This window comes from Nocardia panacis (assembly GCF_003598715.1).
Classification (GTDB): domain Bacteria; phylum Actinomycetota; class Actinomycetes; order Mycobacteriales; family Mycobacteriaceae; genus Nocardia; species Nocardia panacis.
On record NZ_QZFU01000016.1, the window covers coordinates 321,572 to 332,835 of the forward strand.

An 11,264-nucleotide genomic window follows, 5' to 3' on the forward strand; every position below is an offset into this window, starting at 1 on the left:
AATGACCACGCGCATTGAAGCCTCCGATCATCCGGCTGACCACCCACCACCGGTAAATCCGTCCACTGTGACAACCCTCACCATACCTGCGGCTCAGGCCACCCAGTGCGCGGCCTCCGTCGCCCAATAGGTGAGCACGAAATCCGCGCCCGCCCGTCGGATGCCGAGCAGTGATTCCAGAATGGCCGCGCGCCGATCGATCCAGCCGCGTTCGGCGGCGGCGGTAATCATCGAGTACTCGCCGGAGATCTGATAGGCCGCGACCGGAACCGTCGAATTATCGGCGACCTCGCGCAGGATATCCAGATAGGACATGGCGGGTTTGACCATGACGATATCCGCGCCCTCGGCCAGGTCCAGTTGGAGTTCGTGCAGGGCTTCGCGGCGATTGGCGGCGTCCTGCTGGTAGGTGCGGCGATCGCCCTGCAGGGAGGAACCGGCCGCTTCGCGGAACGGACCGTAGAAGGCCGAGGCGTATTTGGCGGTGTAGGCCAGGATGCCGGTATCGGTGCGGCCGATTGCGTCCAGACCCCGGCGGATCGCGCCGACCTGGCCGTCCATCATGCCGCTGGCGCCGAGCAGGTCGGCACCCGAATCCGCTTGGGCCAGCGCCATTTCCACATAGCGGTGCAGGGTGGCGTCATTGTCGACCGCGCCGTGGGCGTCCAGTACGCCGCAGTGGCCGTGATCGGTGAACTCGTCGAGGCAGGTGTCGGCCATGATGACCGTGGCATCGCCCACCTCGTCGGCGAGGGCGCGCAGGCCGCGATTGAGGATGCCGTGCGGGTCGCTGCTCTGGCTGCCGATGGCGTCTTTGTCCTCCGGGCGGGGGACGCCGAACAGCATGAGTCCGCCGACGCCCGCCGTCACCGCCTCGACCGCCGCCTTGCGCAGCGAATCCATGGAGTGCTGCATCACACCGGGCATCGACGCGATCTCGCGCGGTTCGTCCAAGCCGTCGGCGACGAACATGGGCAAGACCAAATTCCTTGGCTGCAAAGAGGTTTCGGCGACGAGGCGGCGCAGAGCCGGGGTGCGGCGCAACCGTCGCGGACGATCCATTCCGGTCATATTCGCGAGCCTACGCCGCCGCGCACACCTCGAACCGGCCGGCCCGAGCGGCTGTGCATGGCTCGAATGAATGTGAACAGGCCGTGTGTCACCGACAGGGCGCGCGATCCCCACCGAGGGCGCATACTTCAAATCGGACGCGGAACCTCCGGGGGCAGTCATGATCGATCGGCAGACCGACGCCTCGCTGGCACGCGCCGCCGACTTCGAATCGTGGGCGGCGGTCGCACTGGCCCAGTGGTGGCCGCTGCTCACCGGAGGGCTGCCGCCGCCATCCACCACGCTGCGGTCTTGGCGCGCCCTCGACGGCGCGGCACTCGAGTTCCGCGTGGGATTCATCGCGCGCAAGATGGCCGAGGCGACCCTGATGCCCTTGGCGCGCAAGGCATTCCACGAACTCGGCATGACACCCGACGAGAACGAGTGGCGGCAGTCCAGGGGCAAGCACCTGGTGGGCGATACTGCGGACGCGCTGGTGCGGGTGCGCTTCTCCGATACCGCGCATACCGTCTTCATCAGACTGGAGAGCAGACCCTGCCGGGTCTCGCGCGAGGCGGGCCTGCGCCTGCTCGGCATGCCGGACGAGAACCTCCCCTTCCCGATGCCCACGGTAGGCCCGCTCGATATTCGGGTGGCGCGCAACAGCGCCCGCCATCTGTTGACCCAACACGGCGCGAGCCCGGCCGATCCGAACGACCCTTTTCAGCTCGGACCACCGGACCAGGTCTTCGATGTGGGCTGGGCCTATATCTTCCCGTGGTCCACCGCGTCCTGGTACGAGCAGGGCGCGCCGCCGCGATTGCCTGCCGAGAGCGGCGGCCCGATCGCGGTGGTCAAGCACACCGGCCACACCTGGATGCTGCGCGGTATCGGCGGTTTCGACACCCAACTCGCCGACTACGCCCGCGAACAGGGCATTCGGCACACGATTTCGTATCCGGCCGAATAACCATCCCGCCCGGTTTGTAGAATTTCGAAACCAACTGGTGCGCAACATTTTCCATCGGCGAATTGCGGTGACGACACGCCGAGCGCGGCGGCAGAATGCGTGCGGAGGTTTTGCCGGAGCGAAGGAGCCAGATGACACCGTCCACGACGCCCGCCGCGCACGCACTGCTGCTGCGGCTCGCAGGCAGATTGCCGGACGGGTTGCTCACCGAGCTGCGCTACAGCCTCGCCCTGGACGATCTCGCCGGGGTGGCGCGGGCCGTCATCCGGGTATCTGAGCGCTTCGGCGTGCGGGTGGCGCGCGCGGATCACGTTCTGCTGGAACGGATTCTGGATACACCGGGCGGCGCGGCCGGGACGCGAGTCGCGGCGGAGGCGCCGACGGCGGCGCAGTACCGCTTCCGCCCGATCGCGGGACGGGACCTGCCCGCCCTGGATCTGACCGGCGACTGGTCCGGAAGCCGCGAATTCGCCGACACCCCCGTGGATTCCGTGGACGCGGCACTTTTGAACACGATCGGGCGGCACGCGGGCGTTGTCGGAGTGTGGCGGACGTGGCGATATTCCGCGACGGAAGTCGACGGTGCGGCGAAGCGGGTGTACCTGGTCGAGCTGCGAGATCCGCTGCGCCCCTGGGCGATAGCCGCCGAGGCGGCGGCCCGCCTGCACGGTGCGGGCGAGCCGGAGGCGCAGGTGGAGGTCTATGGGTCGCGGGATCCGCTGCCGCTGTATCACCTCGCGGCGCGCGCGGGCGCGGCATTGCTGTGGGCGGCGACGAATATCGCGGTGCGCCTTCCCGGCGCCTACGCCGATCCGGAACCTCGAGTCACTGTCGGGCAGCGTCCGGATCATATCGACGGCCCGCTCCACTATCTGCGCACCGCGCCGATCGTCCGCGAATCCACTTGTCGCGCACGGGATATAAAGCAACCGAATCGCGGCGCCGTGGTGCCGATGACCCTGCGCACCGACGGATACTGGGTGTGGCCCGAGGCGGCGGCCTACTATCTCGACCGCCACGGCGCGGCGCCCGATCCGGAATTCCTGGCCCACCTGCGCGGCGCGGGTCCGCCACCGGAATTCGTCGACGGCGTGGCACTGTTCCGCGCGGCCCTCGCGGCCCGGAATCTGCTGGGCGATACCGCGATTCCCCAACCGTCACGAGACGAAAAGGTAGCGCACCGGTTCGCCGCCATCGGACCGAGGACGCTTCGCGCCGGATGGTGGCGCATGCCGCAGCGGCTCGATCTCACCGACCTGTCCGACTACGTCGGATTGCACCGCATGCTGCTGGATCCGGTCGACAGCGCGGTGGTGGCGACCGTGGCCGCCCTCCCCGGCACGGCGGCGCTGTGGCGGGCGTGGCGACTGCCCGCGGACCAACCAACGCGCCACGGCGCCCGGTGCTATCTGGTGCAACTGGACTCGAATGCGCAACTGCCGCCCCGACGTTCCCACACTCCGGAGGAGGCATTGGCCGGTCAGGTCAACCTGGCCATGGTGCGTGCCGGTGAACACAATGGGTTGACCGGTATCTACCGCAGCGGGAAGCCGCTGACCGCCACACAATCCGCGGTCCGCGCGCACGGTGCGCTGCTGTGGACCCGCCGGGAGTCGCCGCCGCTGCCGGGCGGTCCGATCGGGCAGATCCTCGCCCGAGTCCCCTCGCCGTTCCCGTTGGACGAAATCCTCGAATTCCGTCGCGAATCGGTCGCGGCGCAGTCGCGCACCCCGCTCGCGCCGTTCCGGGACGAACTGCGCCGCAACCGATCCATGACGAGGGAGGTGCGCAGACCACCGGACTCGGCGCACGCTCCGCACCTTTCCCCGCTGACGCTGCCGGATCCGCTGCCACCCGGCGTGCTCTGGCCACAGGCGCGCGCGGGCAGCACCGAATCGCGAGTGCCGCGCCGCCCGCTGTTCGTTGGCGGACAGACGAAGGCCGATTTCGATCGAACCGACCTCGCGGCGGCGTCCGCCGCCGCGACCGACGCGCTGATCCGGTGGTGGCCCGCAGTGGCCGAATCCTGGCCTGACCCGCGAATCATTCGACGGCACTGGCAGATTAGAAAACATCGAGTTCGTGTCGTGTGCACCGTGCGGCGCGAACTCGACGATATCGAGGCGGGAATCCGCACCCTCATGCGCGCCGTCGACCTGCTCGCCGAACGGGGAATCTCCACCGACAATCAGGGCGACTACACGGTTTTCGACGATGTCATCGACGATCACCGGGCGGAGATGTTCGGGACCGTCGATCGCCACGATATCGCGGTCTCGGTCGGCGGCGGACCGCAATCGGCGGGTCGAAGCACTCCCCTATTCCAAGTCTGCGTTTCGGGACGGTGGCGCAAACTTCCCGCCGCCGTGCCGACCTCCTGGCTCGCGGAGGTCGAATACCTGCCCTTCGCACCGGCCTACCCGATCGAATATCTTTCCCGCACAATCGATTCCGCCCCGGTGGCAGCCTTCGAGGAGTTTCGCCGCCCGACCACTCCGCTCCCACCCGCGCCGGTCGGGGTCGCCGAATTCCTCGCCAACTACCGGGCCGCCCCGACTCCCGATCCCCTTGATCCGGCGCTCGGCGACGGCTTCCACCGCAGGACCTTCGACTTGAAGGAGTATCTCGAAAAGGAACGAAGCACCCGCAAAGCAACCCGCCGCACCGGCGGCGGCGGTAGCGGAGGTGGGGGTAGCGAAACCTCGAGTTGGTTCGTCGGGGATCTCGGCACGAGCCAATCCAGTTGCGGCGGCGGTGCCAACTGTGGCGGCGGGGGTGGGGGCGGCGGCGATTGAGTCGACCGTCGGAATCTGTCGGTGCCCGGCGATATACTCGAAGATGTGTTCGAGGGGGTTGAACACATTCGCGATGGGAGGATCTCGTGCCCAAGCCCGCCCCGGTCGTCATCGACGGCCCCTATGCGCCGCTGCTCAAACGACCGCTGCCCGCCGGACGTCCACGCTCCTGGTATGTCACCCACAATCGGCGGCTCAAGGCCATGCGGCTGGCCATCGCCCTACTGGATTCGGGTACCTATCGGGCCAGCCAGGCCGATAACGAGAAAATCCGCCGCACCGCGGATCTGGTCGGCATTCGCCCGCCGTCCAATCTCACCTGCCGCCTGGTGCGCGACATGATGCGAACCAGGCGCTGAGGACCGCGGCCGAGCACGGCAGGTAACCACGGAGGGACCCGCGAGCGCCGCAATCAGACACCGCGGCGTGAGCGACGGGACCGAAGGAGGCAGCGCAGCGTAACCACGAAGGAACCCGCGAACGCCGCGAGTCAGAAAGAGCACGCCCGCACCGGATTCCGGTGCGGGCGTGTGGTCAGCGGCTGCGGCGGCTCTTCTTGCGCGGCGGCGGCAGCAGCCCCTCGGCGCGCAGTCGGGCCGCGTGTTCGGCCAGTGCCTCCACCAGCGGACCCACCTGCGCCACCTCGGGCTGCACATCCACCCGCAGTCCGAATTCGATGGCGGTCTCGGCGGTCTTGGGGCCGATGCAGGCCACGATGGTGCGCGCGTGCGGTTTGCCCGCGATGCCGACCAGATTGCGCACCGTCGAGGAGGAGGTGAACAGCACGGCGTCGAAGCCGCCGGTCTTGATCATCTCGCGGGTCTCGGCGGGTGGCGGCGAGGCGCGCACCGTGCGGTAGGCGGTGACGTCGTCGATCTCCCAGCCCCGGTCGCGCAGGCCCTCGGCGAGGGTTTCGGTGGCGATGTCGGCGCGGGGCAGCAGCACCCGGTTCACCGGGTCGAAAACGTCGTCGTAGGGCGGGAAGTCGGCCAGCAGACCCTCCGAGGACTGCTCCCCGCTGGGCACCAGTTCCGGATTGATGCCGAAGGAGCGCACCTTCTCGGCGGTGGCCTCGCCCACGCAGGCGATCTTCACACCGGAGAACGCGCGCGCGTCCAGACCGAATTCGGCGAACTTCTCCCACACCGCGCGCACCGCGTTGGTCGAGGTGAACACCACCCACTGGTAGCGGCCGTCGACCAGGCCCTTCACCGCGCGTTCCATCTGGGCCGGGCTGCGTGGCGGCTCGACGGCGATGGTCGGCACCTCCATGGGGATGGCCCCGTGGGTGACCAGCCGCTCGCTCATCTCGGCGGCCTGATCCTTGGTGCGCGGCACCAGCACGGTCCAGCCGTACAGGGCGCGCGACTCCCACCACGACATCTTCGAGCGGCCCGCGACGGCCTTGCCGACCGTCACCACCAGCGGGCCGACCAATTCGGATGCGGCGCTGTTCAGTGTGGCCAGGGTGGCCTCGATGGTGCGCTGCTGGCGCGTGGTGCCGCGCACGGTGACCGCCACCGGGGTCTGCGGGGCCATACCGTGCTCCACCAGTGCGCTCGCCGTCTCGGCCAGATGACCGGAGGTGGCGTGCAGGACCAGCGGGCCGGGTGCGGCGGCCAGCGCCGCCCAGTCCACCTCGCCGCGCACATCGGCCTCGGTGTGGCCGGAGCCGAGCGCGATTCCGGCGTAGCTGGGCACGGCGGAGGCGTTGGGCAGGCCGGGCAGCACCTCGAACACCATGTGCGCGCGGGTGACGGCGGTGACCTCGGCGATCACCGAATCGGTGGTCAGCGGATCGCCGGCGACCACGCGCACCACATCGTGTCCGGTGCGGGCCTCGGCGATCAGCGTCTTGGCCACCTCCGCCGGTTCGCCCAGGGCCGGGCGCACATCCACCGGGCTGCTGCCGTCCGGCTCCTCGGGGACCTCGATCCCGATCAGGGCCAGCACGCCCTTGTCCACATCGGGATCGGTGAAGGCCAGTGTCGCGCGCCCGAGCACCTCGCGGGCGCGCACGGTCAGCAGCGCCGGGTCGCCGGGTCCCGACCCGACGAAAAGAATCCGACCAGGATGCTTCTTGGTCGCTCGACTCACGACAGCACCTCGCTGACGTTCGAGGCGGTCGTGTCCGAAGACGCGGTGTCGATGATTCGCTCGCTGCGCTCACTCATTGGAGGTTCTCCATCGGACTGGAATTGGCAAAGTTCTGTGACCCGGTGTCGGGCTGTGTCGCGCCCAGCAGCTCACGGGCGCCCATATCGAGCAACTCCGCGGCCAACGCGCGGCCCAGCGCCGCCGCATCGTGCGGTGCGCCGACCACGGAGGCGCGCAACACCTCGGATCCGTCCACTGCCGCCGCGCAACCGCGCAGCGACAGCTCGTCGACGACGTGTCCGTCGTCGTCGAGCGATTCGACGACCTCGGCCAGCGCGCCGACCGGGGCGGTGCACCCCGCCTCCAGCGTGGCCAGCAATGCACGCTCGGCCAGGACGGCGGCTCTGCTGGCCGCGTCGTCGAAGGGTGCCAGCGCCGCCACCAGCGCCGGGTCGTCGCTGCGGCATTCGACGGCCAGCGCGCCCTGTGCGGGTGCGGGCAGCATCTGCACCGGCTCCAGCGACTCGGTGATCGCGTCGGTCCGACCGATTCTGGCCAGACCGGCCCTGGCCACTACGACCGCGTCGAGTTCGCCCTCGGCGACCTTGCGCAACCGGGTGTCCAGATTGCCGCGCAGCGGCACGATCTCCAACCCCAGCCCGAGCGCGCGCAACTGCGCGGCCCGGCGCGGAGCCGAGGTGCCGATGCGCGCGCCCGCAGGGAGTTCGCCGAGCACTAGGCCGTCGCGGGCGACGAGCGCGTCGCGCGGGTCCTCGCGAGCGGGAATGGCCGCGATGGTGAAACGCGGATCCGCCGCGGTGGGCAGATCCTTGTAGGAATGCACGGCGATATCGATGTGGCCCGCGATCAGTTCATCGCGCAGCGCGGAGGTGAACACACCGACACCGATCCGCTCCACCGGGTCGGCGGACAGATCGCCCGCGGTCTTGACGACCACCAGTTCGGCCGGATGCCCGGCGGCGATCAGCGCGTCGCGGAAGATGCCCGCCTGCGATAAGGCCAGCAGGCTGCCCCTGGTGCCGATGCGCCACGGCGACCGCGTGCCCGCGCTCGTCACATCGTCCTCCTTGTGCACCATCGTCATACCTGCTGCTCCTGATCGTCTCCGCGATGTCCGGCGGTGAAGTCGTCGGTCGGCTCACCGATCGCGCCGACCTCCGTAGGTGCGGCGACCGCTTGCGCCGCACCGGGTTTGAGTTCGAAAAGCTCGCGCAGCGCCTCGGCGTAGCTGTCGCCGCCCGGTGTGGAGGCCAACTGTTTGACGCGCACCGTCGGCGCGTGCAGCAGTTTGTCGACCACGCGACGCACCGTGCGCGCGACCTCGTCGCGTTCGGGATGGGCCAGACCGGGCAACCGCGAATCCAGGCGCAGCAGTTCGGCTTCGACCACCTCGGCGGCGCGCTGACGCAGCGCGGCCACGGTCGGGGTGACCTCGGCCATCCGCTGTCCGGCAAGGTATTTGGCCAGTTCCTCGGCGACGATGGCGCGGGCCGCCGCGGTGTCGGCGGCGGCCGCGCCCGCGGCCGGATCGCGCTGCAGGGATTCGATATCGATCACGGTGACCTCGGGCAGGCCGGCTACCGCGTGTTCCACATCGCGGGGCAGGCCGAGGTCGCAGAAGACGAGCGGTCTTGTGGCGGAGCGGTTTTCGCTGCTCAACGCGCGATGCACATCGGCGAGGCCGACCACCGCGCCGACCGCGCCGGTACAGGTGAGCACCAGGTCGGCGGCGGCCATGGCCTGCGGCAGCCGCGACAGCTCCATGCCCTCGGCGGCGGATACGCCGTGCGAGAGCGCGGTCTCGGCGAGCCGCTCGGCGCGCTGCGCGGTGCGATTCACCACCAGGATCCGGCGCACGCCCGCGCGGGAGAGGTGCGCCACCGACAGTCCGCCCATCGCACCCGCACCCACCACGACCGCGGTGCGGCCGGTCAGGTCGCCGAGCACCTGCCCGGCGCGATCGAGCGCCACCGAGACCACCGAGGCCCCGGCCCGGTCGATCCCCGTCTCCGCGTGCACCCGTTTGCCGACCCGCAGTCCGTGCTGGGCCAACTCGTGCAGGGTGCGTCCGACGGCCTGCTGCGCGTCGGCCGAGGCGTAGGCGCCGCGGATCTGGCTGAGCACCTGCTGTTCGCCGACCACCATGGAATCCAGGCCGCTGGCCACCGCGAACAGATGTTCGGCGGCGGCCTCGCTGTAGCGGACATAGGCGTGCTTGGTCAGATCCGGCAGCGGTAGACCCGAATGTTTGGTGAGCAGCTCGCCGATCTCGGCGAGGCCGCCGTGGAAGGCGTCCACCACCGCGTACACCTCGACGCGGTTGCAGGTGGACACGATCATCGCCTCGGAGACGTGGCTGGAGGCCAGCAGGCGGTCGATCAGCTTGGGGCGGTCGGTATCGGTGATCGCGACCTTCTCCAGCACCGACACCGGCGCGCTCCGATGCGAAATCCCGACTAGCAGAACACTCATGCCCTAAACCACCGATCCCTTGCTGGAAGGCTCCGTTGCCGAATGGGATGTTGTCGAATGTTTCGTGGACGTACGGCCGTGCTTGAGCACGGGATGCGCGGGCGCGGCGTGCGAGGGCGGAACCCGGTGCGCGATGCGACCCGAGGAGACCGCGTGCACCACCTCCGACAGCGCCGCCTCGGCGGGCGCTGCGGCGTTGCGCGCCGTCTCGAACGAGAGCAGTTGCAGTTCGACGGCGAGATCGACGCGGCGCACCTCGACGCTGCCGGGCACGTTCAGCTCACAGGCGGCGAAGCTCAGAATCGACTGGAGCCCGGCGGCGACCAATCTGTCGCAAACGTCCTGGGCCGCCTCGTCGGGCACGGTGAGCACCGCGATGGTGGGCGCGAGCGCGGCAACCGATCCGATCAGCTCGGCCACGTCGCCGACGACATATCCGGCCACCTCGCGCCCGATCACCTCGGGATCGCTGTCGAACATGCCGACCACACTGAATCCGCGCCGCTGGAAGCCGCCGTAGCCGACCAGCGCGCGACCGAGATTGCCCGCACCGACCAGCACGACTCGATGCCCCTGGGACAGGCCGAGCACATCCTCGATCCTGGTGTGCAGCTTCACCACGTCATAGCCGACACCGCGCACGCCGTTGGGGCCGAGAAATGACAGGTCCTTGCGCAACTTCGCCGAATTGACACCCGCCGCGACAGCCAGTTCCTCACTCGATACGATGGCAACACCGTCGTCGGCCAACATGGCGAGGACCCGAAGGTAAGCGGCCAACCGCGCCACCGTGGCCTGCGGGATGTCCTTCTGCAGAGCCCTGGAGACACCGCTCGGCGCCTCATGCTGCTCTGTCACGTCGTCGGCTCCTCGTCCGGCCCGAGCGCGGTCCGGGTCGTCGGTCGACCCGGCTTCCGGAAGGCGGTCCGGTGCCGTCGGTCGATGTTTCGGATTTCAGGGGTGGGTTCGCGACCTCGGCACTGCGGGTCGCGTGCCACCACCGTAACCGCTTGTGAAGCCCTGCACAAAGTCGGTGAATTGCGGCTCAGTAATTATCGGCCGCGCTTCGGTTGCCTGTTCGAGGCCTGCGGTGTCCCGCACCGAAACGGCCGGGACTTGCGTCTTCGGCTCGTGCGCTTCGGCCGCCGCGCGGCGAGACGGCAGCGAATCTCGCTCGGACGACTCGCTCGCGGCGGGGTGGGCGTGCGGCAGAGGTGACCGTGGAATGTGGTTCATGTCATCTCCGGCGGGGTGGGGTCCTCGGTGGGCGCGGTAGGTAAATCATCCACCGCGATGCCGGGATTTCGCGGGAGGCGGGCGGTTTGTTCGGTCAGCTCAGGTCGGCGCGCAGGCGGGATTCGTCCACGTCGAAATAGCTGTGTTCGCGACCGTCGAGCAGCACCACCGGGAGACGGTCGCCGAATTCGGCCCGCAGCGCGGGATTGGTCGACGCGATCTCGTCCACATCGATGGCGCCGGGTTCGATCCCGAAATCGGCGCAGATGCCGCGCAGTTGATCCAGGGCGCGCACGCACAGGCCGCAGCCCGCGCGGGTCAGCAGGGTCACCGAATGTGTGGGATTGGTCATGACAGCCATTAAATCCCGCCCGGACAAACCACCCGGCGCCGCCGAGTCGGTATGGCTGTCACTCGATCCGGTTAATGTGGACGTGGTTCGCGCGACGGGCGGAGGTACTGGTGCCGGAACGATCGAAAGAGGCCCGCGGTTCGCGGGCCGGGGATTCGGGGGCGGCTGATTCGGTGTCGGCCCGTGCGCATTCGACTAGCGAATCCGAGCGGCCGGAATCGTCGGACGTGAAAACATCGGGCTCATCAACCGGCTCGGCATCGACGGGCAC

At 69.1% G+C, this 11,264-nt stretch carries 9 protein-coding genes; 3 read left to right on the top strand and 6 right to left on the bottom strand.

The window, feature by feature from the left end; translation table 11 throughout:
* Window positions 1–93: 93 nt before the first annotated feature.
* Complete coding sequence (gene hemB / locus D5S18_RS09640; protein WP_120039474.1) at window positions 94–1,071, bottom strand: porphobilinogen synthase; 978 nt, start codon at window positions 1,069–1,071, stop codon at window positions 94–96.
* 160 nt (window positions 1,072–1,231) lie between these two features.
* On the opposite strand from hemB, the gene D5S18_RS09645 reads away from it, so the two are divergent.
* The 3 genes from D5S18_RS09645 (at window position 1,232) to D5S18_RS09655 (ending at window position 5,174) form a co-directional block, all read left to right on the top strand.
* Window positions 1,232–2,020, top strand: a complete 789-nt coding sequence (locus D5S18_RS09645) for a hypothetical protein (protein WP_120039475.1) — start codon at window positions 1,232–1,234, stop codon at window positions 2,018–2,020.
* 131 nt (window positions 2,021–2,151) lie between these two features.
* The gene (locus D5S18_RS09650) at window positions 2,152–4,815 is read left to right on the top strand and encodes a hypothetical protein (protein WP_120039476.1); all 2,664 of its coding nucleotides are present in this window, start codon (window positions 2,152–2,154) and stop codon (window positions 4,813–4,815) included.
* Between the two features lie 86 nt (window positions 4,816–4,901).
* Window positions 4,902–5,174 (top strand): hypothetical protein, encoded by a 273-nt coding sequence (locus D5S18_RS09655; RefSeq protein ID WP_120039477.1) that lies wholly within the window; start codon window positions 4,902–4,904, stop codon window positions 5,172–5,174.
* 175 nt (window positions 5,175–5,349) lie between these two features.
* Here D5S18_RS09655 and D5S18_RS09660 read toward each other — a convergent pair whose 3' ends face one another.
* The 5 genes from D5S18_RS09660 to D5S18_RS09680 form a co-directional block, all read right to left on the bottom strand.
* Entirely contained in the window at window positions 5,350–6,912 is a 1,563-nt protein-coding gene (locus D5S18_RS09660) for a bifunctional uroporphyrinogen-III C-methyltransferase/uroporphyrinogen-III synthase (protein ID WP_120039478.1), read from the bottom strand.
* Between the two features lie 73 nt (window positions 6,913–6,985).
* Window positions 6,986–8,017, bottom strand: coding sequence for a hydroxymethylbilane synthase (gene hemC, locus D5S18_RS09665; protein ID WP_120039479.1), 1,032 nt, complete (start codon window positions 8,015–8,017; stop codon window positions 6,986–6,988).
* A complete protein-coding gene (locus D5S18_RS09670; protein ID WP_120039480.1) occupies window positions 8,014–9,405 on the bottom strand; it encodes a glutamyl-tRNA reductase in 1,392 nt (463 codons plus the stop codon). Before D5S18_RS09670 ends, hemC begins: the two co-directional genes overlap by 4 nt.
* Before the next feature lie 3 nt (window positions 9,406–9,408).
* Window positions 9,409–10,263 (bottom strand): redox-sensing transcriptional repressor Rex, encoded by an 855-nt coding sequence (locus tag D5S18_RS09675; protein WP_120039481.1) that lies wholly within the window; start codon window positions 10,261–10,263, stop codon window positions 9,409–9,411.
* A gap of 472 nt (window positions 10,264–10,735) precedes the next feature.
* A complete protein-coding gene (locus D5S18_RS09680) occupies window positions 10,736–10,993 on the bottom strand; it encodes a glutaredoxin family protein (protein WP_120040474.1) in 258 nt (85 codons plus the stop codon).
* Between the last annotated feature and the right edge of the window lie 271 nt (window positions 10,994–11,264).

Excerpts from the sequence above, each read along its gene's own strand:
- D5S18_RS09645 (WP_120039475.1), top strand. The coding sequence starts at position 1,232 with ATGATCGATCGGCAGACCGACGCCTCGCTGGCACGCGCCGCCGACTTC.
- D5S18_RS09680 (WP_120040474.1), bottom strand. The coding sequence starts at position 10,993 with ATGACCAATCCCACACATTCGGTGACCCTGCTGACCCGCGCGGGCTGC.
- hemC (WP_120039479.1), bottom strand. The coding sequence starts at position 8,017 with ATGACGATGGTGCACAAGGAGGACGATGTGACGAGCGCGGGCACGCGG.
- D5S18_RS09670 (WP_120039480.1), bottom strand. The coding sequence starts at position 9,405 with ATGAGTGTTCTGCTAGTCGGGATTTCGCATCGGAGCGCGCCGGTGTCG.
- D5S18_RS09650 (WP_120039476.1), top strand. The coding sequence starts at position 2,152 with ATGACACCGTCCACGACGCCCGCCGCGCACGCACTGCTGCTGCGGCTC.
- hemB (WP_120039474.1), bottom strand. The coding sequence starts at position 1,071 with ATGACCGGAATGGATCGTCCGCGACGGTTGCGCCGCACCCCGGCTCTG.